This is a genomic window from Staphylococcus sp. IVB6181 (genome assembly GCF_025561445.1).
GTDB lineage: Bacteria > Bacillota > Bacilli > Staphylococcales > Staphylococcaceae > Staphylococcus > Staphylococcus simulans_B.
Window position 1 is genome coordinate 2,219,136 of sequence record NZ_CP095096.1, and the last position, 26,368, is coordinate 2,245,503.

Here is a 26,368-nt window from a genome sequence, read left to right on the forward strand (position 1 = left end):
CCTTCGTTTCTCACGAGAGGCTAGTTAAAATGCAAATTTATTAAATTTGTTTTGCGGTTGTTGCGGCGGTTCATTATCATTACCGCCTTTGTTTCCTTCTAAGTCATCTAATCGAGATTTAATGTTTTTAATATCATTTTCTAATTTTGCGACACGTTGATCTAAAGTTTCATTGCTATTTGGTTCGTTAGACTGAGATGATTGATTATCGCCTTCTGTAATATTCATAATAAGTTGATTTAGATTTTGTTGCTGTTTTTGCAACATTGCAACTAATTCTTTGTTTTCCATATTGGCAACCCCCTTCGCTTTCGTTTTTTCATCAGCAAATTTCTTGTTGACGGCTTCATCTGCAGTCAACCAAGTTTCATTTGCCATCATTCGTGACAGCTCTGTTTTATCAATGCCGGTACGTTCGTGATAAATATCAATAATAGATGTATCCACACTTTCTAAAGCATTAAGTGTTTTTTGGATGTCAGATTTATTGCCGAATGCCATTGTAGAAGCTTCATGTATCATCATATTTGCGCCATTGTGCATTATCACTTTATCTGCGGCCATAGCAATCAATGACGCAGCACTTGCAGCGATTGAAGTAATTTCAATCGTCACATTGTTTTTTAGGCTTTTTAAATAGTTGTAAATATTGATACCTTCAAATGCATCTCCGCCAGCACTTGCTAATTTAATGACAATATCTTTATCAGTCCCATCCAAAGAATTTTCAACGAATTTAGATGAAATCGTATTATCAAATTCATCAGAGGCCACCACACCATTTAATGTAAGTATATGTGTGTTATCCTTAATTTCATTTTTAAACTGTGGAATTACTTTCTGCATTATTATCACCTCCTTTGAAAGCGTCAGCACTTTGTAAGTTCTTAGTGATAATAAATTTATCAAGTTCTTGGTCATCTGCCGGTTCTTCGCCTGTCATGATTCTGACTTGATTGCGTGTAAATGTACCGGAGCTTACTAATTTATCAATTGCTTCTGACATTTGTAATGGATCTCGCTTATCAATGCCTACAACACGAATGTGTTTATCTTCTTTTAGGTATTCATCTGAATAGAAAAATTTAGCATTCAATTCAGATTCAATTTTACGCAGCAAAGGGTTGATACAGAACTTAAGATAAGAATCAATTGTTTTTTCAAGGTCGGCCATTTCCCCTAGAACTAAGGATGGAGGAACGCCAATCATTCTCGCAACATCTGTTAAAATAGTGCGTTTCAATTCTTCAAGCTCCTTAAACTCTTGTGAGCCTTGTGATGAACCTTTACTTGAATGCTCTTCATAACTCAATCCTTTTGTTAAAGGTGCAATCGCAATAGAGTTGTTTTTAAATGAGTCAAACAACATATCTATATACTCTTGAATAGCTTGTTGTTTATTTTCTCCTCTCATTTGAGTAACATCAATATTTAACGTACCTCTGACTTGATTATTCATGAGCTGTAGATTAATCATTCTGCCAAAAATTTCACCGTAATCTTCAAATAAACCTAATGAATACTGTTCTAACCTTTCGTTGTTATAGCGTAAGTAAATAACATCATCCATTGAAAATACACGTTTAAACTCAAAATTATTAATCATAACATTTGTGAATTTATGCGGTAATAAACCTAATTCGTCTTCATGATAAAAATCATCTGCAATAAAAAAGTACCCGTCGTCATTCTTAACAACAAGCACTTCATCATCTATGATTAATTTGTAAATAAATTTCTGCCAAAAATCGACAGCGTTTTGATTCTTATTTGGTTGGACATTCAATTGATAGTACAATTGGTCTTTTTCTTTAACATTACCTTTCATCACTCTGAACTCGCTTTGTGATATGGTTCGTGCTACCATCTCCACAACTGTATTTAGTGCAATCTGCTTTAAATAAGCCTTTTTACTTGTATCTTGCAGGAGTTCTAAATCGTACATCCATTCAAGCTCAGAATTACGTTTAAATACACTGTCGAATAATCCCATAAGCTACCTCCCTTCTAAAATTTTAGACCTCTTAAGAAGTCAATTTCTTCATCAATTGTCGATGCTTTCAATTCATCCGCTCTATACAACGCGTGAATAAGTGCTTGGAATCCATCTGTTTTACGTCGGATAGGTTCTTTCTTTTCATACGTTTTATTACCGTACTTATCAATTTTGACAACCACATTCCCTGTATACCAGCGCATAAGCGGATTATCTCCAAATATAATATGATGTTGCGCAAACATATCTTCCACACGCGGTGCTAGCAGTGACTGAATGGCACGTGTGTTTTTTACAACTTCATAATCAATACCATTTTCTTCAAACATCGGACGCAACAGATCCATACGGAAGTTATCTGCTATCACTTTCTTTAATCCATAGTTTTGTTGCGCATCTAAAAACCAATCGATGATATGCTGCGGATGTATGGTAGGTTCGTCCACAATCGTGAGTAGCCCTTGTTGTTCCCATTCTCTAATTGGCGGTTTTAATTGATACTCATTTAAAAATGCTTTACGCGCAAATGAATGTGTTTTCCATACATAATCCTCACCATCTCTGAATAACAACCCAACTGCTGCGAAGTCTTTTAAACTTGCATAGTCGAGACCACCTATACACTCTTCATTCTCCATAGGCGGCATTGCACGATTAGTTGCAAGAACATCATCCCACGGTGCGACAACACTTTGAGAATCTGTTTCTGGCATATTCATTCGCTTAGTCATGAATTCAGGACGTCCTGAAGGATTAAACTTAAGTGTTAAATATTGTTGTTTAACTTCTTTGAAAAGTTGCTGTCCATAAGCATTCATTGGTTTTTCAAACATCGGATTAGCCTTTTCCCACACATCAGGGTTATCAAGTTCATCTTTTTCGTCTATTTTGCAGATAAACGGAAACAATCTGTCTTCCACTGATTCACCTTTAAGTACGTTATTAGCACGTTCTTTCAAACGATCTAAAAATCCATCTCTGACATAACCATCAGTCCCAATATAGAATGTGCGCGGATGTGCAACCTTACCTAAACCACTTCGCTTGATATTGATAATCGTGTCTTTCTCGTAAGCATGGATTTCATCAAAGAAAATGCACCCTTCACGCGCGCCGTCTTTTGTTTTTTCATTTGATGTGTCAAAAAGAAATTGTGATTTAGTTGAAAGACCTTCTACATATACTTTACTTAGATAGAAAGGGTTGTTAGGTTTTTCTTTACTAATAGCTAAATCATTACTTTCAATCATATCGTGTATTTCTTCGAAAGATACTTTAGCTTGCTTTTCACTATTAGCCACAACAGACATGTTATATTTGGGAATGCCATGTAACGGAGTCATGAAGAATGCGCCGAGGGTACTGATATAACCATTCTTACCTCCGCCACGTGCCATAGAGATAAAGAATTCGGAAAAGTACGGTGTGAGTGTCTGCTCTTCGTATAAGAAAACAAAGCAAGATATAAATTTTTGAAAGTCTCGTAATTCAAAAAACCATTTTTCACTGAATTTAATATAATCCTCGATTTTTTGAGTATCAAAGTACAAATCGTCTCGTGTTAAAATATGCGTTTCAAGGAATTCTACCAATTCGATACGCTTTTTATTAGCAATGACAGTGCCGTCTTTAATTTTCTCTATATAATTTGTCACATGCTTTGGTATCTTCATGTTAATTCAGGTCCTTTCTGTGCTTCGAGTTTCCTTTTTTCTTCAGCACGTTTGTCTAATTGAAACGATTTTTCTAAAGACAGCAATGCACCATTCACACGATTCTTTTCTGCAATAGCTGGGTTTTGTTTAATGTATTCTTGACTGCCGTTTTTTATATGCGACATAGGTCCCATTTCATCAATAGCAGTATCCAATGCATAAAAAAGACGCAACAGATTACTGTAGCGTTCCACTTTCTCAATTTCCATATCGTTATCAGTGTCAATAACTGACATTAACATTTTTTCAGCAGCTTCTATTCTTTTTAATTGGTCTCTCGTAAGACTTTCTTGCAGATAACTACGTTTATTCATATACCCCTACCCCCTTTCTTAAATATTTATAATCATAATTTTAAGTTATAGATACCCTCTATCATAATAAAAATAAGTTATAGTTATAGAATCGAGCCAAGCGCCGGTTTCCGCTAAATCCTTTAGGTATGGGATTCTTAAAACCGGGGGGATTTAATAATTTTTATACAAATATTTATTTTATAATTTATTTCACCATTTTTCATCATCGTACTTATTCTTTTTATTATTTGGATTGAATGCGAAACGACCATGCTTACGAGAATGACAACTATTACAAAGGCTTTGCAGATTACTTAAGTCATATGCTAAATCCGGCCTTTCTTCTAAAGGTATGATATGGTCCACTTCCAAAGATTGGTGTTGATTAATCGTGAGTTTACCTTCTGCTTTGCAATGCACACATTCATAATGATCGCGTTTCAATACTTGCTCACGTGTCTTACGCCACTTTGCCCGCATATAGAACTTACGGTTCTCATCACGTCTGTCTATATAATCTGAATACTCGCTCATATGCCTTACCTCTTTGCCGATATAAAGAAAGACATGACACTGAGTGCCATGCCTGAATATAATATAGTATTGATCGTGCGTGTCTTTGCAATTGATAATATTGTTGTAACTCAATTATATTAAATAATTCTCTCAATCCAAATTTAGTATATTTTGTACTTTTTGTACACTTTGTACTTTTTCTATATTTTCACGTTTTTCTACTTTTTCGACTTATTGTAATCTTTTGCTTGTTCTGTCAGATAAATGTTCACAATATCATTCAATCGACTTTCGAGATTGGTCTGACTGATTTTATATTTATCCTGTATCTTGTTCTTCTTCATCCCTTTCTTGAAGTCGTTTAAGATATTGAAGTTCTTATCATTCTCTACCTTCATTTCATAACGGTCGATAAACTCTACAACTTCCACATGCTTCCAATACATACGGTATGCTTTGTCATTGCGTATCGCGATACTACCGACCTTATCGCCTGTACTGCCTTTCGCTTTCGGCATAGCTGATTCGATACCGTACTGTCCGATAGATACACTGTCGTCTTCATAGCCTTGATCAATCAGCGCATTCTTTCTCCAACAATAATCTTCCACAATCATACGTCTTACATCTTCCGGTGTGTACAATGTACAAGCCCCCTACAATAATTTATTTAATATATCCGTGCGGATAGATTCCATTAGCGCTATACGTTCTTCTTCTTTTTTGATTCTCTTTTGACTGTGTTCAACCTCTTTCTTCTTTTGTTTAATAGTCTCTTCGCTTTGTTCTATACTCTCATTCAATTCTTCGATACGACTTAAATAATACTCTTGTTTGTTCATTATCATCTTCATCATTCCTTTTAAATAATATTTGTATAATATCTTCTTGCACTTTGATTGTTTCATTCAACTCTCTGTTCGCCATATAAAGCACAAGAGAGAGGAGAGCGAAGAGAATGGTTAGTGCTATCCACATTTATACATTACTCCAATCTATAATAAGTCTTTCCTCCGGATGTCTTCTAATATTTACACCTCCATATCCTTCTTCAAAATAAATATAGGCTTTAACCCCTTGTTTTTTATAGTGGTGTATAACCGCTTGAATAGTGTCATTATTAATTCTTCCTGTATCGCTAGAAATAACAGTGAGATGTAAAGCAAAAACATTTAAAGACACTCTGTATATACCATTATCAATCGCCTGCTTAATTTCCTCGTCAATATGTTTAATGCAGTAATGATAACCCTTTATGAGAAGTTCTCTTTCATTTTCTTTTGTTTTATCAAAGTCTAATTTTTTGTTCTCTTCGTTTACCTTTTCGCCCATATCAATCACTCACGTTCCTTTCCTGGCGGCATTCTTGTACCTTTATCTTTCTTTGGTGGCGTCGGTTCTTTCTCTGGTTTAGGTGAAATTCTATGACTCTCCGGTCTATTCACATGGTTACTATCTATCTTATAGACGGTGTAACAAATAATCGCAACTATCAATATAATAGTAAATAATATATCTTCCATTTAATCACTCACCTCTGCTTTTAAATCATTAAGATGTATGTGATCGTTTATATCGAAGTCTGCAGGTGCTTCCACATCATCGTTCTGTGTACGGTAAATGATAAGTTGTTCAGTGATGTATTTAGCTGCTTCGTATAGTGTAAGCGTTAAGATAATTTTGAGTATCGGTTTAATCATCAGTATCATCTCCAGTGTCGATTAAACTAGGTATTAATTTGAGCATAGCCCTTAATTCATATCCGTTCATGTTAGCCAATATAGGACTGTAAAATTTACTTTCTTTATCATTGATAGCTTTTATAAACTCATCTTCAATTTTTTCTTTTTCTTCATCCGAACTAGCTTTATATCTTTTTATTATCTCTGTGTGTTTTTTAGAGAACTTCATTTTAGGAATATTAATCATTGTTTACCTCCTAAAAGCAAGGCGGAAGAACCGCCTTACACATATCCTTTGTCTTTATCTGCTTTACCGTCTTGTCTATCGTGATTACGTTGCATTTTCTTTTTGTATGCTTCACCAAGTTGGTTGATTGAATAGTAATTTTTTGCGTAGCCAAATGGTGAAGTAACTGCATCTAACACAGATTCATCACTATCACTCAAAATCATAAGGGGGAGTAACTTAACAATAGTCAGCGTGTTATCTTTTTTAGACAAATCGAATTTACCACCCTTTTCTCTTTTTTGAATCCAAAAATATAAATTGTCTACTAATTCTTCTTTTTCATCTTCGTTACAAGATTGATTCACTATACTCAACCCAAACGCCAATAAGTCAGCCAATTCATCTAACTGTACATCTAATGGTTTGCCTGGTTTCTTCTTCCAGTTCTTAAACGTCTCAAGCGTATTAAACCATTCAAAGAATTCAACAATGTAAGCTACTTTGCTATCTTCTAGGTTTAAAGTTGGAATGCGATCATCAAATTCCTTTTGTATTTGTAATAACTCTTTTAATTGTTCTACTGTGATTGTGTTAGTCATTGTTTTTATCCTCCACTTTCGATATTTCATATTTTATTTCGCTTAATACTTCGCTATCTGGTTTGACTTCTGCTTGTTGGTCGTCAACCATCTCTTTAATACGTTCATAATCGGATCTGTCAGCTAACACAGTGATGCGTGTAGGGCTTGCATCAATCACAAACCCCTTTACACCTCTGCTTTGTAACTCTTGCTCTAGTTGCGTTAAACTACGTCCTCGTGTGCCAGCCATTACAAAATTCCTTCATCATTGAATTTATGATTTAGTGATTGTCCTTGCTCTAATTGTTCGACAATTCTCTTGATACACAGCTTTGCATGCAACTCACGCATGTTGTCCACATATAACTCTCCTGTGCATGTATTCAATTGAGCGTTTGCGTATTCAAGCGCCTCTTTTAAGGTCATTTAAAGCCCTTCCTTGAGACGTTGCGCATAATCGATGATTTTATCCAGCTCTTTATCTAATGCGTCTTTACGACCTAGTCTTGTGGCGTATTTGATGATGTTAAACTTCATTGATGCAATCCACTCATCTTTAGTAAATTGTTGACGTGTAAATTCAATTACATCTGTTTGACCAGAATAATGATCAGGTACTTTTTCTGAATCTTCTGAATTTAATAAATCGAAGTAGTTTGTATCACAAATATGAATTGAAGTATTATCTTCTAATCTGATTTTTGCTTTCGGTTTTTCAAAATTCGGTACGCTCATTTCTTCCACAGTGCCTACATAGTACACTACAACCTCTTGCCCAGGAGTTAACTCGTGTATTTCCATTTAGCGCACCGCCTTTACTATTAAATCATTTTCACATAGGTGTAAGTACCAAGGACCAGCTTCTACACTCTGAGGTGTACCGTCGTATAACCAAGGACGCTCTGCTCTTTTGCGTGCTTCTGCTTGTTCTTTTTGACGTTCTTTGCGTAAACGGTCCTTATAAACCAAATTTCGCAAAGCATCTTTTTCATGTTCCACAATATAAAACTCTGTTTCCAGCGGTAAAATATCGTCCATAATATGCCCGTCATTTAAATATTTAATAATTGTTTGCGGCGGCACTTTAGACCTTTTCAAATCTTCAGCTACGATATAAAAAGTGAGTCCTTTATGTTTAATCTTTCGGCATATTTTCCCTTTGTACATCACGTGTTTGAAATTGTATTTAAGCGCATCTTCTATATCCCAACCTTTATCAAATCTTTCTTGCAAATTTTTAGAAGATACTTTTAAATTTTGAGATGCATATAAGATTTTTTGTGTTCCAATCTCAATCGTTTCACCTTTATAAATAAATTTTCCCATTACTCTAACCTCCTACAATAACCGATCTACATCTGTGACTTCTAAGTCATCCATGTAGGCTTCCGGTTCATCATAAATTTTATGGATCAAATAATTTTCCACATCTTGTAAATCAGTGTGTTTGTGAAATGTATCTTTGACTTTAGCTGTAAACGTCACTGTGCATTTGAATTGCATTTCTACATCGTCATTGTCGATATTCAATTAATATCACCTTCTATAATTTTGATTGCATCGTCCACAGAATAAGCAACACCTGCAAGCGCACCTCTTTTTTTAACTGTTTCAATAAACTTAATTTGCTTATCTCTAATTTTTCCGCCGGGTTTCTTAACTTCTATAAAAAATATCTGTCCATCTGGTCTGAAACCAAATAAATCACAAAAACCTTGAGGCAAACCTGTATCAAAAAATCTTCCGTCTGCCGTACGTACTTTGCCCACATTTGCTCTGAAGATAACGTTTTCTTTTGATGCAGCAATTCGTATTAAATTTTGTATATCTTGTTCTGTCATATCTTTACTCCTTTTGGAATGGTAGGAATAGTTTGTTTTATAATTTAGGAAGGGTTTGCCCTTACTCTCCCAACGAATTGGAATACTTTTTGCAAGTTGGAACACTTTTATAAGAAGTTTTTATATATATACTTATTTTTAATTCTATATACTTTTCTATATTACTATTCCAACTATTACAAATAAGAAATAAGAGTAGTATAAATAGCTTTATATCAAGGTTTGCAAGGTGGAAGGGTTTTACAAAAACCCTTCCTAAACCCTTACAAAACTCTTCCAAATTTATAAATTAAGCTTAATAAAATTAGGATTGTACTCTTGCAACAATTCTATTCCTAAATATTGAACACCGTTTGACTTTTTCCATTTAAATTTTCCCTTCATTTCTTTACCGAATTTAGTATTCGTCATTCTATACTGATGGTTCTCTTTTGCCCATGCATCATAAGCTTGAAATAACGTACTGCTTTTGATTTGAGACGTTTCGCTTCTGCGTCTGCAGCATTCATCAATAAACATTTCAATTGGATCCATTTCTGTACGATATTCATCTCTCTGCGCTTTGACACTTTGTGGTTCGGCCAATCCGATTTTCTGCCATTCAAGATAACCCTCAACACACCATTTCATAATGGCAGGTAATTCTTTTTTTAATTTATTTGTAAGATCTTTGTCGACCTCTTTAAGCGGTATTTGCTTATCAAAAGGTATAATGACGAACCTACGCCAAATCCCTTCATCTGTACCGCGTACATAGGGCTTGTGGTTGGTTGCCATCCACAGTTTCAATTGCGGTACAAATTCAAATTCATTTTCGTAAAGTTTACGTGCTGTAACTTTATCGCCGCCTGTAAGCTGCTTGATTAATCCTTCATCGAATCGGTCGCCTTCATTCGGCTCTGTGGTTGTTACGAATCTTGCACCATCTAACTTGGCAATTTCTGGACTGGCATCCGATTTTTGATTGTTTGCCATAATAGCCTGTGGACGAATGTTAGTTGCATAATTTCCAAAAACTTCATTCATAATATCTAAAAATACTGATTTGCCGTTTCTTCCGTTACCAAGTAATACAAATAAAACTTGTTCTGAAGTGTATCCTGATAATGAATAACCTACACAACGTTGAATAAATTTAATCAATTCTTGATTCCCTAAGAAAATGTCGTTTAAAAAGTCTTCCCATTTCGGACAATCTGCATTGTCGGTATACTCGCACTTAGAAATTTTTGTGAAGAATTTATTTTTGTCATGATCCAACAACTGACCTGTAATTAAATCAATGTAGCCATTTTGTGTATTAAATAATTTAAAATCCGAATCAAAAACATGATTGTGGACAGGTAATAAGTGCTGACATTCTTTCAACATGTTTTCCTTTTTATTATGATTACGCGAATCTTTCCAATGTCGTGTTCTGAATTTTTTAATTTCTTCAGTGTCATAGCCGTCATATGAATCTGAAATTTTTTCGTTTTTCAAACCGGCAATCACTTTGTCGACTAAACCTTTCATTTTGCCTGCGTCATCAATACGCCAACGTTTGCCGTCGTAGAACATCCAATTTTTAGAAGTGTAGTTGTAACGTATAAAACTTCCGAACCTATCCTTAAGACGTTCTGCGTTGCCTGTGTCGTCGTATGAATAACGTTTGTCTTTTTTTACAGGTTTGACTGCATCATCCATAATAAAAATCTGGAAATCATTTTCTGTCTTTTCTGGTATAAATTCATTCGTACAAGAATCGATTGCATTATTGATTGTGATATTGCCGTAAGTGTCTTTCCCTCTCATCTCATCCCACTTGTCGCGGTAGAGGTTGGACTTTCTGAATATGTCGTCCATCTTCGCTGCATCTCTTGCAGTCCAGAAAGCTAAATCGTTGGCGAAAGCCATATCTGCTTCAGATTGGGAATCATAGAACTGTGTCCAGTCACCTTCAAACAATGTGGTAAAGCGTAGTCCGTTTTTTGATTTTTTAGCTATATCAATCAATTCTTCTGCCGATAAATCATTGCCTGTACCTTTTGTGTTATTGATCTGCTTTGTTTCCGATTCTGATTGAGCAATATATTTATTGTGCAGGTAGTTAATCTTTCCCATTTCATCTTCTGAGACTTCCTTAAAACGTCCGATGCGGAAACCTGTAAATGTTAAAAATCTCAATTCTTCATACATTTCTACATTGCCGCGTCTTCTTCCGCCTTTAGGCAATTCGCCTTTGACTAAGATGTGGATACCTTTGCCGCTCGGAGATATTTCTGCATAACTTTCCATTGTTTCGATAAATTCCCCGACAATATTGTCTACATCTTCATTAGCGAGATATTCCTGTATTTCTTTTTCTACACCGTCAATATCGATTCCGAAAATACCATCACCTAACATAAAACCGATGCCGTCGAAATTCTTCGACATTTCTACTGCCGTTTCGTAATCACTCCATGTGGAGGAGTCGTTGCTTTTTGCATATGAGCCTGTGTTTGGATCTATAGGCCTTTTTGTTTTTCGGCCATTAGCTGTTTCTTCAATCTTCCAACAGACCCATGTATCTCGTTCCATTAAATCTATTGGAATTTCTTCATACATGTGTATAACTCCTTTTTAAGTAAGCAAGAGAGGGATAATCCCTCACTGCTTTAGAATGGGTAGTCTTCGTTATCGTCAATCACATCTGCACCTGCAAATGGATTTCCGCCATCTTCTGTTTTGAATTTGTGTGCAAGCTCAGGGAATTTCGTTTTCTCCCAACGTTTCACATTAAGATTTTCATAAGTTTTGCCGTTATATTCTGATGTTTCATTTTTAACAGTGACACGTACGGGTTTACCTAAGAAATCTTTGAATAATTCTTCAATTGATGAGTATTGCTTGCCTTGTTGCAATTGAGCAGCAGCACCGATTGTATTAAAGAAACGCATATCGTATTTGCCTGTTGCTTTTGCTTTCCAAATTTTATGAAAGACAATGTTGTTTTTAAATTTCTGATCAATATCGTTTCTGATTGTTAATCGCATATCCACATGTTCTGTTCCGCTTTGTGTCGCATTTTCTTCACATTTTGTAATTACTACCTCGTAAGTTCCGTCTTGAATACCACCATCAAAAGTATCTTCCATGTTTAAAGTAAAGTTTGTCATAATTAAAATTCTCCTTTTTGATTAAAATATTTTTCTTCTGCTAATTTACGCGCCATAATTGCATCTTGTTTATTTTCATAAGTTCCTAAGTTAATCTGTTTTTGTTTTATTACTATATAAGCTCTCCAAGCATCTTTTTTTCTTTTACCTGGTTTTGCTTTCAAAAGACTCACACCTTTGTAACCTGAAGTATTATTTGTTGGTGTTTTAATGTTCTTTGCCCAAGTTACAGTACCATTTACATATCCGCGTTTTTTTAAATATTTATTTCTACTTTTATTTAACTCATTCATTGATTGACGAGCTTTTTCACGACATTTTTGACTTGTTCTATAGCCAGAAGCATTTCCTCTGGATATATTAACTGATTGGTATTCTCTATAATTACCTTCACTATCTTTAACTAAGTAAATAGCATAATTCCCGTTTTCAGTGCGCTTTCCGGTATCACCAATGATGGTTAATCCATTAATGATTTCTCCACCTTTATATTTAGTATGTTCATACATTTATAATCACCCCAACATTCCTAATCTTTTTGCTTGTACATAAGCCCAACCAGGCTTATATCCTAAATTTCTTGCAACTTCGTATAATTCTTCAACTGACTTGCAATCTTCAGGTTTACGCATTTCCAATACAAAACTGCTGCCGACTTCTTCTAATTCTGCATTTTCATCAACTTTATAATCTTCGCGCTCTAGCGGAGGCCATTCGTAACCGCAGTAAGGACACTCTGAATGTGCTGCAGGGATGACACTTAAACACTCTGGACATTCTTTAGCCATAATAGTGTTTTCTTTTTTATTTTTCTTAAGGCCTTTAAAGTGTTCATCCCATTCATGGTTAGTATCAGGCAGCCCGTGCCTCATATAATTACCTACATGATCAATGATGATTGCCGTTTTATTAGGTTGATATCTCATTGAACGCATGGTCTGTTGAATAAATAATGTGAGTGATTTCGTCGGTCGTAGCAATATGACACATTGACAATCCGGAACATCAACACCCTCACCATATAACTCAGCATTTACTAGAATTTTTACCTTTCCACTTCTGAACAACTCCATTGCTTGATGTCTCTCATCTTTCGGTGTTTTTCCATCTACTTGTAATGCACGATAACCTGATTGATTAAATTTCTCTGCAACACGTATACTGGATTCAATGTTATGTGTGTATATAATTGTTTTTTTGTCTTCCGCAAATTTACGATAATTCTCGACCACATCACCATAGATAGTCGGTTTCATTGCTTTATCTATCGAGTCGTTTTTATAATCACCTGTGGATGCTTTCTTCAACTCATCACTATTGATTAAGTTGACTGAGTAATATTTGAAAGGTGCTAATCGCTCGTTGTCAATTAACCATTTAACGGATTTACCTGTAATTAATTCTTGAAATATTTCAGTAAAACCTTTGCCATTCATTCGATAAGGAGTCGCTGTAAACCCAAAAATAAAAGCGTTAGGAAATGCATTGAAAATATCTTTATAAGTTTTAGCGAGAGAGTGGTGTGCTTCATCCACCAATATAATTGAAGGTTCAGGTTCGGTTCCTCGTTTAACTCTATTTCTTATAGTTTGGACCATACCTACATGACATAAATTCATGTCAACATCATTAGCCTTAAAGGTTTGTTTAATTTGATTTACAAGCTCTATTCTGTGGACGCAAAACAAAACTCTATTACCTTTCTCCGTTGCTCTTCTTGCAACTTCTGACATCGTTACAGACTTACCGCTGCCTGCGTTATGCAGGCGACTGTACCATTAATTTCTTCTTGCCTTGCGAAAGACATTTATAGACACCGTCAATCAATTCCAGTTGGTAGTCTCGAAGTTTAAAGTTAGTCGCCATTATTGTCATCACCTACCTTAAACAAATCCTCTTGCAAGCAATGTTCTCTGTTGTCTAATTGATTTTTAGCAAAGACGTTATTGCTTGGCGTTAGTATAAAGCCACGTTTGCCAGACTTCTCGTTAAACACTAATCTCGCTACGACTTGGCAAAGACCTGCTACGTTGTCGCGAATGGTTTTACGTATATCTGGTACAGCTTGCGTAATTTGTTGCCCTGCAGGCGTGTAGTTTTCATAATTCGTTTCCCAAGCAAGAAATACTAAACGTTTTTTTAAACTTTGTAGGAAACGCAAACTATCAATAGTGAAGAAGTCTACACGTTGGTAATGACTCATCTCTGGTACACGTTCGTTTTTACCATTACGCCCTAAGTTTGCTAACATTGATCTAAACAATTCTGAAATGTTGTCGATAGCGATAGTGTCGTATTGGTTAAGAATTTCTTTATTGTCCGCTAACCATTTCATTAATTCGCCCCACTCTTTCCAAGCTTCGTGGGTATTAAATTCTAAGATATCGATATTTTCGTTACCTTTTAATGGACGTTCTGATTTGTCCACATTGATATATAATGTTCTGCCTGGTAAGAAATTCAATGTGTGTGTTTTTCCTGTTCCAGGTTTCGCATAAATAAGATAAGTTGCTTTGTCTGTCTGAATATCTTTAGCGCTTGTAATGTTAAAACTCATTATTTAATCACCAGGCTTTCAGTCACTTTAAGTTCAGCACCCGGCACCTCTTTGCCTGCTTTCAAGTCGTCTGTCAGTTGCTTAGCGTTTAATTTAGGCGCTTGAGATAACCAATACTCTTTAGGGATTAACTTTTCATCTGTAACTGATTTGCTCGGTGCATTTCGCTTCTTAAACACATAGTTTTTAGAGGTACGATAATTAGTTAATTCTTGAACCTCCAACATGTCCTGTAGGTAGCCTTTCAATTTACCAGCAAGGTTCAGCTTCTGTTTTTTTAGAGTTTGCAGACGCTTGATTTCTTTGTCTATAACTTCAACATCACCCTCTGCTGATCGTTTGAGTCCGATAATGTTATCAACTTTAGTGTCCATATCAGCTTTAATTGCATCTAATGTGTCCTTAATATCTTCAAATGAAAAACCTTCATCCATTTTGTCTAAAACTTCTTTGTAACCTTCAGATAAGTTATATAAGCTAGCCATATTTACCCCCACCCTTTCGAAAAGTAAGCCATGATTTTGTCGAGTTCGTCTGTCTGTTCTTCGATAAATGTATATACATCTTGTTTAATAATTTCTTCTGCAGTTTCAATATCTGATAAACTGGCGACTGCTGTTTTTGTGACGTAAATATTACTTACAGTCGAAATTAAAATACTGATATGATCATCTTCTCTTGCGATTTCTCTTATAAACTCAAATCCGTCTACCTTGAATTTATGATGCAATACTGCCCCTTGTTCAAAATACATTTGATTATTCCTCCTGAATTTGGTAATTTAGAGGGTGAAAAGTTTCTAAAACATTACACCCTGACTGTTAGCAATTGCCCTTGCTAGCAGTCTTTTTTAATACTTAATCGTAAATAACGTAATATACTCTTCGTCGTCATCTTCAACCTCTTCAGTATCGAATATGTCTGTTTCGTAGAACCAAACTAAAAAGAATACATATACTGCTAACGAAGCTATAAATCCCCACGCCATTGATATAATTGCATCGCTTGTTATTGCACTTAGAATGAATGAAGTTACAAACCAAAATGCGTATGCTATCCAAAATGACTTCATTGTTTCACCTCTTTTTTAACGTTAAATTCTTTTAACTCTTTAATTGCTTCATCCGATAAATCACAGTACGGGAATTTTTCTCTCACTAATTGAATGGGTACTTTTCCGCTAATCGCAATAAACCCTTCTTCCTTAAGTTCATTGTTCATCTCTCTTACAATGGTAGAAGCTTTACTTTTACTAACGCCTGCTAGTATCTGTATATCTTTTATAGTTAAATAATTTATGATCATAAAGTGTCGTCTCCTTTCGTGTATAATTGATTTATCGCTACTGCGTTGGATTGGGGGTGTTAAGAATGGTTAATATCCAAAAATTCCCTTTTACTTATGAAGTCAAGTCTCCTAAGAATGGTGGTACTAATGAATTTATAATAGATACACCTTGGCTTGACGAATATGAAAATTGGCAAGATGGAATGCAGCATGATGAAATTTACCAAACTGATGATTTAAAAATATTTGAGCAACAATATGATAACGGCTTTCATGTAATGTTCATTCAGTTTCCTGACAAGATCATCATCAAGAGTAATTGGGCGTTAGATTATAATAGTAGAGAGGATAAGTATTTACCTCGCATTCAATAATTTTTAATTAATGAACCGTTTTTATTTATGGATAATTTAATTCCATGTCTTTTTCTTTTCGGCACTTTCTCTAATATCGTTGCAGCGATATATAAGAGGAGTGCTATTTTAATTGCTTTGAGTTTGCTCATTTTGTTTCCTCCTAAAATTGTTCTCTGCTTGGGCTTGTAAACCCAGTTCTTTCAGCTGCTCAATACCTTTCTCAAAAATTTAATCTATCTTAAATTCGATACCATCAATCAAAGCGTAAAAGTTATTTTTTAAATATGGATATTTTTTTAAAACCTTACTGATAAATATTTCTTGAATCATCAAGTTATATCCATCGTTGACTTGAAAATCTAACGGTCGTCTATTACCTGCTTCGTCATAGTAGTAATAGATGACTTTTTTATTTTGTTCTTGAATGTTCATTCCGTTTCCTCCTTTTAAAATAGAATCACTGAGAGAATTCCGAGAACCAGAGCAATTAGTGACATTGATAAAATCAGTAAATAAGGTAAGTGATCTTTCCAACCCCAAGGGTGGTTTTCTAAAGAAGTTTTTACATCATTTAAAAACTTGAACATTTGCGTTCCTCCTTTCTGCTATACTCCTGTTAAGGAGGTGAAAAACTTATGAATAAAATTGAAAATAATATGATTGATGTCATACTTGAAAAGCATGGCATATCAGACAAAAACGTTTCTGATGCAGTTAAAGAAATTGCTTATGCCCTCTCAAAAGATAAGCAATTTATCAAAAACATTATAGAAACCAACGAACGTGAAACTGCTAGAAAGAATCGTTTTTAATCTCAGTCCCGTTTCGACGGGGCTTCTAATTCCATTCTTTTATTAATTTCGTTATTTAATTTTTCGACAAAATCATGGCTATTTGTATACCACAATAATTTTGAAGCTTCTTTTAATGCTGCTCCGTAGTTTTCTGACTTAATTAAGATGTCATCAACCACTTCTTTAATTAATGCTTCGTATGATTTTTCAATTTCTTTTAATTGCTTAATTTTTGATTCTTGCATGTGATTTCCTCCTATTAAGTAATTTGGTGCTTCTTGTTACAATCATTGTGGGTAGGGTGTTACTAAGTTGTAATTCGTTCAATCGTTTATGCTCCTTTCTGGTATACTTGTTTTATCCCTTTATGAAGGGAGGTGTTACCTATGGTGAATTACATTGACCCTGAGAAATTTGCTTCTGCACTTGTCTCTTCTACAAATTTTGAATATTCTCCGACTTCTATAGCAGCAGGTCAAATAAATGTCGATAAAGCTTTAAAAGTTTATATAGAAGCAGTAGATAAAGCTAATAAATTTAATGAAGAGTATTCTAAAAAACAAGACGAACAAAATTCTCAAGAATTTAATGACGGATTAGAAATTTTGAATAACTTAAAATTCTAATTGTCATAATAAGCGTTGAGCATGCGAGCTAGCACCTTGCAGTCCTCTTCGCTTATTTTGTTTTCTAATAAAAATTTTTGTAGTTGCAGAAACAGTGCTGATATACGTAATTGATTAATTTTACTTGTAACTAGCGGTCTCATATCAATCTTTTTATTTTTAAACATTTGTTTTCCTCCTTTAAGTTGTTTGTTTGCGTTTCGTGTACTTTGTGGGTAAAAAAATATCCCCAATGTTTTCATCGAAAAAATCAGCAATAATAAACATCTCATCATTTTTAAATTGATGTTTTCCTAATTCCTTTAAACGATATCCTTCAGTAGATATATTCAGGAGATTTGCTAAGTCTTCTTGAGTACATTTTCTTTCTTTTCTAAGTCTTATTAAATTCCATTGCATGTTGTCACCTCCTGCTTACAAAACTAACTATACACGAATCGTGTACCCTAGTCAACATAAAAGTTTGCATTTCGTGTATTTTTTTGTTGAATCCCAAAAATAATTGGGATATACTATAGGTACATTTAGAGGAGGTAAGAAAATGGATAAAAAAGAATTAGCATTATTTATAGGTAATAAAATCAGATACTATAGAACTAAAATGAATTTAACTCAAGACCAGCTCGGAGAAAAACTTAATACTAAAAAAGCTACTATTTCAAACTATGAAACAGGCTATAGAACCCCTAAACAAGACGATTTATTTGAAATAGCACATATTTTAAATGTTAGTATCGACGACTTATTCCCTAAGAGACATAGTAAAAAGAACGACATCACAACTGTGTACAATCAACTCACACCTCCACGCCAACACAACGTTCTAGATTTTGCTAATAAACAATTAGAAGAGCAAAACAATGAAGTATCTGAAAACGACAGAAATATTATTACTATCAAACGTATGCACGCTGCAGCTGCTGGTGTAGTCGGCGAAGAATTATTTGATGATTTAATTGAGGAAGATGTTGAGTTTTATGAGGATGAAGTGCCTAAGGGTGCTGACTTCTGCATTTTAGTTAACGGTGATTCGATGGAACCAATGATTAAAGAAGGTACATACGCATTTATCAAAAGAGAAACTAACATTAAGGACGGAACGATCGCTTTAGTGGTTCTTGATGGTACAAGCTTTATCAAACGTGTAGATATTCATCCGGAATATCTTAAACTCATCTCTTTGAATCCGAAGTATGAAGATATTACAGTAAGTTCATTTAATGATTTGAAAGTAGTAGGAAAAATAGTCTTATAAAAAGGAGTGTGTAAAATGAGAAAGTACGATGCAGCAGTAATTGATTTTGAAACTATGAACTCTAAAACAAACAGTCCTTGTGAAATAGGGATTACATTAATCAATGATTTGGAAATAGTTTCCAGTTATTCATCATATATTAACCCGAAAAGTAATTATTATAGTTTAAACAATGCTGAAATTCATAACATACCTAAGGAAACTATTTTAAATGCACCTAGTTTTGATATTATTTATAAAGATATTAAACACTATCTAAGAGAATCTCAAATTATTATTGCTCATAATGCTAATTTTGATATATCAGTATTGAAATCTACTTTATCAGATTATAATATCAATTTCCCTAATTTTCTTTATATAGATAGTGTAAGAATATTCAAAAATTTTTTGGGTGGAATTTCATTAAGTATGAAAAACTTATGCGAATTTTACGGGATTTCAAAAGAAGGACTACATTCTGCAAAAGTAGATGCTGAAAAACTTGCTGAAATGTTGATAATATTAGCAAACGAGAATAACTTCAATAGTTTATTAGAAATGATTCAATCAACTAAAAAGAACCATATTAAATTTAGTAAGTTTATAAATTCTATCGATTTCTTAAATAAGAATTCATCTTTTCAAAAATCCATTACTATTAAAGAGCTTAATAAAGTAAAACCAACAAACTTCAGCAATCCTCATATATCTGGGAAGAATATTGTATTTTCTGGAAAATTTAAAAACGGTAAAGATGTTTTGCAAGTTATGGCAAAAGAGAATAATGCTGTCGTGAGTTCATCAGTAAATAAAAGCACTAATATTTTAGTTGAAGGAATACAAGAAAAAAGATACGTGGATGAAAACGGGCTTGTCTCTAAACAAAGGAAAGCAAGAGAACTAATATCACAAGGTTTTGAAATATCACTGGTTAATGAGGAAGAATTTTTGAGAATGATTGGAGAATTTGAAAATGATCAAAAAAATAACTACTAAAACTCACACTTTTTTAGTAGAAGAAGAATTTAAAGACGTTCATAAAGAAGCCATTTATGGAAAATCTCTGTTACTTTCTATATACATAGGATTTAACAAAGAAGATAACACTAAAAGTGGTAATTATTATTTCAGTGGTAATAATAACAGAATTGCTTTAAGAAGTAATATTATCTCTGAAGAAGAACCTACTGAAAAAGAAATAGAATTTTATGAACTATTAAAAAAGAAAAAGAATTTGAGCTATTCTAAAAAAATCGCGAAGAATTATGACATACATGAATATATTCGCTGGTATTTTACCGAAGATAGAAAAGTGAAAACTAAGGAACAACTAAATATAGAAGAAAAAGATAAATTATTACATCCAAGATGTAAAGTTTTCTATGACTACAGTTTATTAGAAAAGCTATTTTAACTAATTTTCTTCATTTTCACTGAACAAAGCGTACCGCGACTTGCACTTTTACGAAAACGAAAGCGTAGAGCTGGTGGGGAAAGTAATTTTATAACCCCCCCTCCACTCTGGGGCGAAGGAGGTAAATATGTCATTTATAATACTAGGTTTAATATTTATGGTTATCGGTGGTATATGGATAACTATTGAAAGTCGCAGCTTTTATGCAGGACTCTTGTTTAGCTGCGGTGTATTTATTACCGGATTTGCAACATTTATTATCAGTTTAGATTTTTTAATGAACAAGTTCTCAAACATAGGCAATTTGATTAATATGTTTGCCATTTTAATTATACTTTCAGTATTTTTATTTACTATAGTTTATCTCATCATTAATACTTTTATTGTTCAAAATAAAGAAGGAAGAAGCCCAACAGCGTTGTTATCGCTATTCCTTGGTATTAATATATTCTTTATCATACCTTTCCCTCTGTGGATAGGTTTTCTAAGCAATGAACGCATTCCGCAGATCGTATCATTCATTGTACTCTTATTTTGTTCAATCAATTTCATATTGACGTTATGCTTTGTTTTTTATTTGCTTTATTCCGTGTTCTATCAATTTATTCCGTTCAAAGGTAAAGTACATTTTATCATTGTATTAGGTTCCGGTATTAAAACCATCAAAGTTCCGCCTTTGTTAAAATCAAGATTGGACATGGCCATAAAATACTTCAAGAAAAACCCTGATTCTAAAATCATTGTTTCGGGTGGTCAGGGCGCAGACGAACCTGTTTCAGAAGCTTATGCAATGCGTGAATATCTTTTATCCCAAGATATCCCTGACGCACAAATTATTATGGAAGACCAATCAACAACCACATATGAAAACATGCGCTTATCGAAAAATAAAATTATCAAAGCGTTAGGTCATGCGAATTTAAGAGATATTAATATTTTATTCAGCACAAACAACTACCATGTATTCAGAGCGGCTGTCTATACTCGAAAGGCCAAACTTAAAGCGCAAGGTGTAGGCGCTCCTACTGCGCATTACTTCTTGCCTACTGCGTTGATTAGAGAGTTTATCGCATTACTGGTGATGCATAAGAAATCTCTATTAATCTTAACGCTGTTGTTCTCACTATTACTGGCATGGACATACTTTTTTTAATACGATGACCGATCACAAAAATTAGAAAAGGATTAGAATATTATGAAAAAAATTTTTATTAAAGAGAAAGTAAAGAACCAGAGTTATAATAACCCTGCTGTAAGAGAAATAGAAGCATTAGCAAATGAGTTAAAACCTGAAGAAATTGATGTAGTTATTGACAAACTGCAAAGTATTCGGGAAAGTAAAACACCTGATAAAACTAAAAAAGAAAAACGAATTGAAAATGTTGTTAAACGTATAACAGAAACGATTCTTAATATTTTTACATGAGTTAAAACTCAATAACCTTAAGGGTACTTCCACGTGCCCTTATTATTTTTTAACTTTTTAAGGAAGGAATGAGTAAAAATGCCAGTATATAAAGATGATAGTACAAGCAAATGGTATTTTTCTATCAGATATAAAGATGTTTACGGTAATAACAAGCGTAAAATGAAACGAGGTTACGGTACTAAAAGAGAAGCTAAATATGCAGAAGCTGCGTTTTTAAATGATATTAATGAGGGTTATAGCGATTCGAATACCTTCGACTATGTGTTCAAGCATTATTTAGAGCATAGCGACTTAAGACCTAAAACTAAAAAACGTAAAATCAATGAATACAATAGACACTTTAAAGATAAATTCGGACATATTAATATGAACAAGATTACGCAGAACCAGTGTCAAGAGTTCCGAAAATATCTAATGGATAACATCCCTTCCACTAACACTGCACGCACAATATGGTCTGGCTTCAAAGTAGTTATCAACTACGCTAAAAAATATTTCGGTTTGCGTATAGATCCTACTATCTCAATCAAACCGATTCCACGTGTTAAACCTAAACCAAAGTATATGTTAAGAGAAGAATTTGATGAGCGTGTAAAGGAAGTGGAGGAACAAGATTATCAAGAGTTATTTAAGTTGATGTTTTATACTGGTTTGCGCATTGGAGAAGCAATGGCGTTAGTATGGACAGACTTTAATAAATATAAAAAAGAGATATCCATAGACAAAACTATGGACATCTCTAATCGGACTATATATCCCAGAGCTAAAACTGAAAGTTCTGAAGATATTGTCCCCTTACCTAAATTCATTAACCAAATGTTAGCTGATCGCTACCAACGTGAAAAGGCAGCCAATAAATATTTTGATGAACGCAGCTATTTTATTTTTGGAGGGATAGCGCCTAAACATTATAGCCACGTTCACAAAAAATTTCAAAAAGCTTTTCCACATTATAACATACACACACTGAGACATTCTTATGCATCTTACCTTGCAAATAACGGTGTAGATATTTTCGTTTTACAGTCACTCATGAGACACGCTCAAATCACTGAAACGATGGGCACTTACAGCCATTTATACACCCAGAAAAAGCATGATGCAATAGCCATTTTTGATGAGTAAATGGTATCAAAATGGTATCAATAGCCGTTTTTCGACTACAAGAATCGCTCAACCACGCGGTTTACAGCTATCCAATACTACCTTCCATTTCGAAATTTGATTAGACGGTTCATTTCAACGGCATATTCCATTGGAAGTTCTTTTGTGAATGGTTCGATGAAGCCCATTACGATCATTTCAGTTGCTTCTTCTTCTGAAATACCGCGGCTCATCAAGTAGAATAATTGTTCTTCTGATACTTTAGAAACTTTCGCTTCGTGTTCTAATGAAATGTCATCGTTCATGATTTCATTATAAGGAATTGTATCTGAAGTTGATTTGTTATCTAAGATTAACGTATCGCATTCGATGTTCGCACGTGCACCTTTTGCTTTGCGTCCAAATTTAACGATACCGCGGTAAACAACTTTACCGCCATCTTTAGAAATTGATTTTGAAACGATAGTTGAAGATGTGTTTGGTGCTAAGTGAATCATTTTCGCACCCGCATCTTGAACTTGACCTTTACCTGCTAAAGCGATAGAAAGTGTGCTGCCTTTGGCACCTTCACCTGCTAATACACAGTTAGGGTATTTCATAGTCAATTTAGAACCTAAGTTGCCGTCAACCCATTCCATGTTACCATTCTCATGAACTAAAGTACGTTTAGTAACTAAGTTATAAACGTTGTTTGCCCAGTTTTGAATTGTAGTGTAACGCACATGTGCATCTTTGTGTACGATGATTTCTACTACAGCTGAGTGTAGTGAGTTAGTTGTATAAACTGGAGCTGTACAACCTTCAACGTAGTTTACTGATGCACCTTCATCAGCGATGATTAAAGTACGTTCGAATTGACCCATGTTTTCTGAGTTGATACGGAAGTATGCTTGAAGCGGTGTATCTAATTTGATGTTCTTAGGAACATAAATGAATGATCCGCCTGACCATACTGCTGAGTTAAGTGCTGCGAATTTGTTATCGGCAGCTGGAACAACTGAAGCAAAGTATTCTTTGAATAATTCTTCGTGTTCTCTTAATGCAGAGTCAGTGTCTTTGAAGATAACACCTTTCTCTTCTAATTCAGCTTCCATGTTTTGGTAAACAACTTCTGATTCATATTGTGCAGAAACACCAGCAAGGTATTTTTGTTCTGCTTCTGGAATACCTAAACGGTCGAAAGTACGTTTGATTTCTTCTGGTACTTCATCCCAAGAACGTTCTGCATGTTCAGAAGGTTTAACATAGTAAGTGATGTCGTCAAAGTTTAACTCTGACAAGTCGCCGCCCCATTGCGGCATCGGCATTTTATAGAATAATTTTAATGATTTAAGACGGAAGTCCAGCATCCATTCTGGCTCTTCCTTCATTCTTGATATTTCAGTAACGATATTTTCTGTTAATCCGCGTTCTGATCTGAAAATGGAAACATCTTCGTCGTGGAAACCATATTTGTAATCCCCAACATCAGGTGCTTTTTTAGCCATTTCAATCACTCCTTTTATATAATCAACACGATTTATTGACCCGTGACATTATTTCAAAAATAGATAGCGCTTCTTGGTGATTAAATGCTAGTGTATTACCTGCGCTGAGATAATACTTGTATTAATCAGTCTATCATGGAACTGACAAGTAAGAAACCACCTTGCCAGTTATCATACGTTTACCCGTTATTTACACTTACTTTGCATTTTCTTCAGATTCAGGATCTGCTTTGCCTTCGCGTTCCACAGTTCCTTTTTCTAAAGCTTTCCAAGCAAGTGTTGCACATTTAATACGTGCTGGGAATTGAGAAACACCTTGCAATGCTTCAATATCTCCCATATCTTCAGTAAGTTCGTAATCTTCGCCAAGCATCATTTTAGAGAACTCTTGGCTCATTTCTAATGCCTCTTTTAGTGAATGACCTTTAACTGCTTCAGTCATCATAGATGCACTAGACATTGAAATTGAACAGCCTTCACCATCAAACTTAGCATCCTCAATAATACCGTCAACAATATCGAAAGTAAGGTGGATGCGGTCTCCGCATGTTGGATTATTCATATCAACAGTTAAAGAGCCGTTATCTAATTTACCTTTATTTCTCGGATTTTTGTAGTGGTCCATAATTACAGATCTGTATAGTTGATCTAAATTATTAAAATTCATATGAGAAAAACTCCTTCGTTTGGTTTAAAGCGCTAATTAATTGATCAATGTCTTCTTTCGTATTATAAATATAGAAACTTGCTCTTGCTGTTGAAGATTGATTCAACCATTTCATTAACGGCTGCGCACAGTGGTGTCCTGCACGAACGGCTACGCCTTCAGTATCTAAAGCTGTCGCAGTATCGTGCGGGTGAATACCTTTCAAGTTGAAAGTGATTACGCCTGCACGTCTGTCTTTCGGCGGTCCGTAAATTTCTAAATCTTCAATTGCAGACATTTGTTCATACGCATATTCAGTCAGTTCTTTCTCATGTGCATGAATTGCATCAAAGCCTAAATTTTCAAGGTACTTAATAGCTTCTGCTAAACCGATTGCTTGTGCAATCAATGGTGTACCTGCTTCAAATTTAGTCGGCAAGTCTGCCCAGCTTGCTTCGTATTTTCCTACGAAGTCAATCATATCGCCGCCATATTCAATCGGTTCCATGTCTTTAAGCAAGCTGCGTTTACCAAATAAGACACCAATACCTGTCGGACCAAGCATTTTGTGTCCGCTGAAACTATAAAAATCAACATCTAAGTCTTGAACATCAATTTTCATGTGCGGAGCTGCTTGTGCACCGTCAACACTGATAATTGCGCCATGTTCGTGTGCAACTTTGGCAATTTCTTTTACATCGTTGATTGTACCTAATACGTTAGAAACGTGTGCAATCGCAACGATTTTAGTATTATCGTTGATTGTTGCTTTCACATCTTCGATGTTTAATTCTCCTGTTTCAGTCATTGGGATGAATTTTAAAGTTGCGCCTTTACGATGTGCAAGTTCTTGCCAAGGTACAATGTTTGCGTGGTGTTCCATTTCAGTGACAACGATTTCATCGCCTTCTGAAACATTCGCATCCCCATAGCTGCGTGCAACTAAGTTGATTGATGCTGTTGTACCTCTTGTAAAGATAATTTCTTCAAAATAACGTGCATTAATGAAACGTCTTACTGTTTCGCGTGCACCTTCATAACCATCTGTTGCTAATGAACCGAGTGTATGCACACCGCGGTGAACATTAGAATTATAGCGTTTATAATAATCGTCAATTGCTTCGATTACTTGAATCGGTGTTTGACTTGTCGCTGTTGTATCTAAATAAGCTAAGCGTTTGCCATTGACTTGTTGTTTTAAGATTGGAAAATCTTCTATAACTTCATTAACATTTAGTGTTGTTTCGGCCACTATATCCACAGACCTTTCTTCATTAATAATCACTATCGTACAAAATAACGAAAAGCAGACAGGGTTTAATGAATCATTTGAGATCTGGTTGCTCAAGTGGTCGAAAGAGAAGGAGGAAAGCAAACGTGTTGATTGATTCCGCGTTGACTTCCTCCTGTTTTCAACCTCTCCTGCCTAGCTTAA

General features: G+C 34.7%; 44 protein-coding genes and 2 pseudogenes. 10 read left to right on the top strand and 36 right to left on the bottom strand.

Annotated elements, in window-relative coordinates; genetic code table 11:
- Nucleotides 1-24: 24 nt before the first annotated feature.
- From MUA90_RS10760 to MUA90_RS10890, 27 genes are all read right to left on the bottom strand, one after another.
- Complete coding sequence (locus MUA90_RS10760; RefSeq protein ID WP_262586839.1) at nucleotides 25-846, bottom strand: head maturation protease, ClpP-related; 822 nt, start codon at nucleotides 844-846, stop codon at nucleotides 25-27.
- Complete coding sequence (locus tag MUA90_RS10765; RefSeq protein WP_262586840.1) at nucleotides 821-1,993, bottom strand: phage portal protein; 1,173 nt, start codon at nucleotides 1,991-1,993, stop codon at nucleotides 821-823. The genes MUA90_RS10760 and MUA90_RS10765 overlap by 26 nt, the downstream gene beginning before the upstream one ends.
- Nucleotides 1,994-2,007: 14 nt before the next feature.
- Nucleotides 2,008-3,669: a terminase TerL endonuclease subunit gene (locus MUA90_RS10770; RefSeq protein WP_262586841.1), complete on the bottom strand. Its 1,662-nt coding sequence runs from the start codon at nucleotides 3,667-3,669 to the stop codon at nucleotides 2,008-2,010.
- Nucleotides 3,666-4,025, bottom strand: a complete 360-nt coding sequence (locus tag MUA90_RS10775) for a hypothetical protein (RefSeq protein WP_262586842.1) — start codon at nucleotides 4,023-4,025, stop codon at nucleotides 3,666-3,668. The genes MUA90_RS10770 and MUA90_RS10775 overlap by 4 nt, the downstream gene beginning before the upstream one ends.
- Nucleotides 4,026-4,217: 192 nt before the next feature.
- Complete coding sequence (locus tag MUA90_RS10780) at nucleotides 4,218-4,541, bottom strand: HNH endonuclease (protein WP_398577353.1); 324 nt, start codon at nucleotides 4,539-4,541, stop codon at nucleotides 4,218-4,220.
- 200 nt (nucleotides 4,542-4,741) lie between these two features.
- Nucleotides 4,742-5,167, bottom strand: a complete 426-nt coding sequence (locus tag MUA90_RS10785) for a hypothetical protein (RefSeq protein ID WP_232166976.1) — start codon at nucleotides 5,165-5,167, stop codon at nucleotides 4,742-4,744.
- A 12-nt stretch (nucleotides 5,168-5,179) separates the two neighbouring features.
- Nucleotides 5,180-5,371 (bottom strand): hypothetical protein, encoded by a 192-nt coding sequence (locus tag MUA90_RS10790; protein WP_262586845.1) that lies wholly within the window; start codon nucleotides 5,369-5,371, stop codon nucleotides 5,180-5,182.
- A gap of 130 nt (nucleotides 5,372-5,501) precedes the next feature.
- Nucleotides 5,502-5,864 carry a hypothetical protein gene (locus MUA90_RS10795; protein ID WP_262586846.1) on the bottom strand — a complete coding sequence of 121 codons (363 nt, stop codon included), beginning with the start codon at nucleotides 5,862-5,864 and terminating at the stop codon, nucleotides 5,502-5,504.
- Nucleotides 5,861-6,046: a hypothetical protein gene (locus tag MUA90_RS10800; protein WP_262586848.1), complete on the bottom strand. Its 186-nt coding sequence runs from the start codon at nucleotides 6,044-6,046 to the stop codon at nucleotides 5,861-5,863. Before MUA90_RS10800 ends, MUA90_RS10795 begins: the two co-directional genes overlap by 4 nt.
- On the bottom strand, nucleotides 6,047-6,223 hold the full coding sequence (gene rinB, locus MUA90_RS10805; protein ID WP_262586849.1) for a transcriptional activator RinB: 177 nt from the start codon (nucleotides 6,221-6,223) through the stop codon (nucleotides 6,047-6,049).
- The gene (locus MUA90_RS10810) at nucleotides 6,216-6,452 is read right to left on the bottom strand and encodes a DUF7366 family protein (protein WP_262586851.1); all 237 of its coding nucleotides are present in this window, start codon (nucleotides 6,450-6,452) and stop codon (nucleotides 6,216-6,218) included. Before MUA90_RS10810 ends, rinB begins: the two co-directional genes overlap by 8 nt.
- A 35-nt stretch (nucleotides 6,453-6,487) precedes the next feature.
- Nucleotides 6,488-7,033, bottom strand: coding sequence for a dUTPase (locus MUA90_RS10815; RefSeq protein WP_262586853.1), 546 nt, complete (start codon nucleotides 7,031-7,033; stop codon nucleotides 6,488-6,490).
- Entirely contained in the window at nucleotides 7,026-7,265 is a 240-nt protein-coding gene (locus MUA90_RS10820; RefSeq protein ID WP_262586855.1) for a hypothetical protein, read from the bottom strand. Before MUA90_RS10820 ends, MUA90_RS10815 begins: the two co-directional genes overlap by 8 nt.
- Nucleotides 7,265-7,441: a hypothetical protein gene (locus MUA90_RS10825; protein ID WP_262586857.1), complete on the bottom strand. Its 177-nt coding sequence runs from the start codon at nucleotides 7,439-7,441 to the stop codon at nucleotides 7,265-7,267. Before MUA90_RS10825 ends, MUA90_RS10820 begins: the two co-directional genes overlap by 1 nt.
- Entirely contained in the window at nucleotides 7,442-7,816 is a 375-nt protein-coding gene (locus tag MUA90_RS10830; protein WP_262586858.1) for a DUF3310 domain-containing protein, read from the bottom strand. It abuts the gene before it with no gap.
- Complete coding sequence (locus tag MUA90_RS10835) at nucleotides 7,817-8,341, bottom strand: SA1788 family PVL leukocidin-associated protein (protein ID WP_262586859.1); 525 nt, start codon at nucleotides 8,339-8,341, stop codon at nucleotides 7,817-7,819.
- Nucleotides 8,342-8,353: 12 nt separating this feature from the next.
- Entirely contained in the window at nucleotides 8,354-8,545 is a 192-nt protein-coding gene (locus MUA90_RS10840; protein ID WP_262586861.1) for a hypothetical protein, read from the bottom strand.
- Nucleotides 8,542-8,856 carry a VRR-NUC domain-containing protein gene (locus MUA90_RS10845; RefSeq protein WP_262586863.1) on the bottom strand — a complete coding sequence of 105 codons (315 nt, stop codon included), beginning with the start codon at nucleotides 8,854-8,856 and terminating at the stop codon, nucleotides 8,542-8,544. The genes MUA90_RS10840 and MUA90_RS10845 overlap by 4 nt, the downstream gene beginning before the upstream one ends.
- A 282-nt stretch (nucleotides 8,857-9,138) precedes the next feature.
- Entirely contained in the window at nucleotides 9,139-11,445 is a 2,307-nt protein-coding gene (locus MUA90_RS10850) for a phage/plasmid primase, P4 family (protein ID WP_262586865.1), read from the bottom strand.
- A gap of 50 nt (nucleotides 11,446-11,495) precedes the next feature.
- Entirely contained in the window at nucleotides 11,496-11,996 is a 501-nt protein-coding gene (locus MUA90_RS10855) for a DUF669 domain-containing protein (RefSeq protein ID WP_070848623.1), read from the bottom strand.
- A gap of 2 nt (nucleotides 11,997-11,998) precedes the next feature.
- Nucleotides 11,999-12,505: a hypothetical protein gene (locus tag MUA90_RS10860; RefSeq protein WP_262557183.1), complete on the bottom strand. Its 507-nt coding sequence runs from the start codon at nucleotides 12,503-12,505 to the stop codon at nucleotides 11,999-12,001.
- A 6-nt stretch (nucleotides 12,506-12,511) separates the two neighbouring features.
- Nucleotides 12,512-13,729 carry a DEAD/DEAH box helicase gene (locus MUA90_RS10865; RefSeq protein WP_262557184.1) on the bottom strand — a complete coding sequence of 406 codons (1,218 nt, stop codon included), beginning with the start codon at nucleotides 13,727-13,729 and terminating at the stop codon, nucleotides 12,512-12,514.
- Between the two features lie 122 nt (nucleotides 13,730-13,851).
- Entirely contained in the window at nucleotides 13,852-14,553 is a 702-nt protein-coding gene (locus MUA90_RS10870; protein ID WP_262586866.1) for an AAA family ATPase, read from the bottom strand.
- Nucleotides 14,553-15,038: a siphovirus Gp157 family protein gene (locus MUA90_RS10875; protein WP_262586868.1), complete on the bottom strand. Its 486-nt coding sequence runs from the start codon at nucleotides 15,036-15,038 to the stop codon at nucleotides 14,553-14,555. The genes MUA90_RS10870 and MUA90_RS10875 overlap by 1 nt, the downstream gene beginning before the upstream one ends.
- A 2-nt stretch (nucleotides 15,039-15,040) precedes the next feature.
- A complete protein-coding gene (locus MUA90_RS10880) occupies nucleotides 15,041-15,307 on the bottom strand; it encodes a DUF1108 family protein (protein ID WP_262586869.1) in 267 nt (88 codons plus the stop codon).
- 96 nt (nucleotides 15,308-15,403) lie between these two features.
- Nucleotides 15,404-15,625, bottom strand: a complete 222-nt coding sequence (locus MUA90_RS10885; RefSeq protein ID WP_262586871.1) for a hypothetical protein — start codon at nucleotides 15,623-15,625, stop codon at nucleotides 15,404-15,406.
- Nucleotides 15,622-15,858 carry a hypothetical protein gene (locus MUA90_RS10890; protein WP_262586872.1) on the bottom strand — a complete coding sequence of 79 codons (237 nt, stop codon included), beginning with the start codon at nucleotides 15,856-15,858 and terminating at the stop codon, nucleotides 15,622-15,624. The genes MUA90_RS10885 and MUA90_RS10890 overlap by 4 nt, the downstream gene beginning before the upstream one ends.
- Before the next feature lie 65 nt (nucleotides 15,859-15,923).
- Here MUA90_RS10890 and MUA90_RS10895 point away from each other — a divergent pair, with 65 nt between their 5' ends.
- On the top strand, nucleotides 15,924-16,214 hold the full coding sequence (locus MUA90_RS10895; RefSeq protein WP_262586874.1) for a hypothetical protein: 291 nt from the start codon (nucleotides 15,924-15,926) through the stop codon (nucleotides 16,212-16,214).
- On the opposite strand, the gene MUA90_RS10900 is transcribed toward MUA90_RS10895, so the two are convergent.
- The 3 genes from MUA90_RS10900 to MUA90_RS10910 all read right to left on the bottom strand — a co-directional run bounded on the left by MUA90_RS10900 (nucleotide 16,208) and on the right by MUA90_RS10910 (nucleotide 16,783).
- Nucleotides 16,208-16,345 (bottom strand): hypothetical protein, encoded by a 138-nt coding sequence (locus tag MUA90_RS10900; RefSeq protein ID WP_262586876.1) that lies wholly within the window; start codon nucleotides 16,343-16,345, stop codon nucleotides 16,208-16,210. The two genes, MUA90_RS10895 and MUA90_RS10900, sit on opposite strands and share 7 nt — an antisense overlap.
- 79 nt (nucleotides 16,346-16,424) lie before the next feature.
- Entirely contained in the window at nucleotides 16,425-16,622 is a 198-nt protein-coding gene (locus MUA90_RS10905) for a hypothetical protein (RefSeq protein WP_262588809.1), read from the bottom strand.
- A 20-nt stretch (nucleotides 16,623-16,642) separates the two neighbouring features.
- A complete protein-coding gene (locus MUA90_RS10910) occupies nucleotides 16,643-16,783 on the bottom strand; it encodes a hypothetical protein (RefSeq protein ID WP_262586878.1) in 141 nt (46 codons plus the stop codon).
- Between the two features lie 48 nt (nucleotides 16,784-16,831).
- On the opposite strand from MUA90_RS10910, the gene MUA90_RS10915 reads away from it, so the two are divergent.
- A complete protein-coding gene (locus tag MUA90_RS10915; protein WP_194746656.1) occupies nucleotides 16,832-17,008 on the top strand; it encodes a hypothetical protein in 177 nt (58 codons plus the stop codon).
- 2 nt (nucleotides 17,009-17,010) lie between these two features.
- On the opposite strand, the gene MUA90_RS10920 is transcribed toward MUA90_RS10915, so the two are convergent.
- The gene (locus tag MUA90_RS10920; RefSeq protein ID WP_262586880.1) at nucleotides 17,011-17,235 is read right to left on the bottom strand and encodes a hypothetical protein; all 225 of its coding nucleotides are present in this window, start codon (nucleotides 17,233-17,235) and stop codon (nucleotides 17,011-17,013) included.
- 141 nt (nucleotides 17,236-17,376) lie between these two features.
- Between MUA90_RS10920 and MUA90_RS10925 the strand changes: the two genes are divergently transcribed.
- The gene (locus MUA90_RS10925; protein WP_262586882.1) at nucleotides 17,377-17,616 is read left to right on the top strand and encodes a hypothetical protein; all 240 of its coding nucleotides are present in this window, start codon (nucleotides 17,377-17,379) and stop codon (nucleotides 17,614-17,616) included.
- Here MUA90_RS10925 and MUA90_RS10930 read toward each other — a convergent pair.
- Nucleotides 17,613-17,783, bottom strand: a complete 171-nt coding sequence (locus tag MUA90_RS10930) for a hypothetical protein (RefSeq protein WP_262586884.1) — start codon at nucleotides 17,781-17,783, stop codon at nucleotides 17,613-17,615. The two genes, MUA90_RS10925 and MUA90_RS10930, sit on opposite strands and share 4 nt — an antisense overlap.
- Before the next feature lie 13 nt (nucleotides 17,784-17,796).
- A complete protein-coding gene (locus tag MUA90_RS10935) occupies nucleotides 17,797-18,015 on the bottom strand; it encodes a helix-turn-helix transcriptional regulator (protein ID WP_096608508.1) in 219 nt (72 codons plus the stop codon).
- A gap of 142 nt (nucleotides 18,016-18,157) precedes the next feature.
- Between MUA90_RS10935 and MUA90_RS10940 the strand changes: the two genes are divergently transcribed.
- The 7 genes and pseudogenes from MUA90_RS10940 (at nucleotide 18,158) to MUA90_RS10970 (ending at nucleotide 22,821) form a co-directional block, all read left to right on the top strand.
- The gene (locus tag MUA90_RS10940; RefSeq protein WP_262586887.1) at nucleotides 18,158-18,871 is read left to right on the top strand and encodes a helix-turn-helix domain-containing protein; all 714 of its coding nucleotides are present in this window, start codon (nucleotides 18,158-18,160) and stop codon (nucleotides 18,869-18,871) included.
- Between the two features lie 15 nt (nucleotides 18,872-18,886).
- On the top strand, nucleotides 18,887-19,849 hold the full coding sequence (locus MUA90_RS10945; RefSeq protein ID WP_262586889.1) for an exonuclease domain-containing protein: 963 nt from the start codon (nucleotides 18,887-18,889) through the stop codon (nucleotides 19,847-19,849).
- Nucleotides 19,827-20,267 carry a hypothetical protein gene (locus tag MUA90_RS10950; protein WP_262586891.1) on the top strand — a complete coding sequence of 147 codons (441 nt, stop codon included), beginning with the start codon at nucleotides 19,827-19,829 and terminating at the stop codon, nucleotides 20,265-20,267. Before MUA90_RS10945 ends, MUA90_RS10950 begins: the two co-directional genes overlap by 23 nt.
- A 16-nt stretch (nucleotides 20,268-20,283) precedes the next feature.
- Nucleotides 20,284-20,361: pseudogene (locus MUA90_RS10955) on the top strand (transcriptional regulator); the annotation flags it as partial.
- A 33-nt stretch (nucleotides 20,362-20,394) separates the two neighbouring features.
- Complete coding sequence (locus MUA90_RS10960; RefSeq protein ID WP_262586892.1) at nucleotides 20,395-21,420, top strand: YdcF family protein; 1,026 nt, start codon at nucleotides 20,395-20,397, stop codon at nucleotides 21,418-21,420.
- A gap of 42 nt (nucleotides 21,421-21,462) precedes the next feature.
- Nucleotides 21,463-21,693: a hypothetical protein gene (locus MUA90_RS10965; RefSeq protein WP_262586894.1), complete on the top strand. Its 231-nt coding sequence runs from the start codon at nucleotides 21,463-21,465 to the stop codon at nucleotides 21,691-21,693.
- Between the two features lie 78 nt (nucleotides 21,694-21,771).
- A complete protein-coding gene (locus MUA90_RS10970) occupies nucleotides 21,772-22,821 on the top strand; it encodes a site-specific integrase (protein WP_262586896.1) in 1,050 nt (349 codons plus the stop codon).
- Between the two features lie 67 nt (nucleotides 22,822-22,888).
- Here MUA90_RS10970 and sufB read toward each other — a convergent pair.
- The 3 genes and pseudogenes from sufB to MUA90_RS10985 form a co-directional block, all read right to left on the bottom strand.
- Nucleotides 22,889-24,287 (bottom strand): annotated as a pseudogene (gene sufB / locus MUA90_RS10975) (Fe-S cluster assembly protein SufB).
- Between the two features lie 196 nt (nucleotides 24,288-24,483).
- A complete protein-coding gene (sufU, locus tag MUA90_RS10980; RefSeq protein ID WP_105993614.1) occupies nucleotides 24,484-24,954 on the bottom strand; it encodes a Fe-S cluster assembly sulfur transfer protein SufU in 471 nt (156 codons plus the stop codon).
- Nucleotides 24,944-26,194 carry a cysteine desulfurase gene (locus tag MUA90_RS10985; protein ID WP_262586898.1) on the bottom strand — a complete coding sequence of 417 codons (1,251 nt, stop codon included), beginning with the start codon at nucleotides 26,192-26,194 and terminating at the stop codon, nucleotides 24,944-24,946. Before MUA90_RS10985 ends, sufU begins: the two co-directional genes overlap by 11 nt.
- Nucleotides 26,195-26,368: the final 174 nt, after the last annotated feature.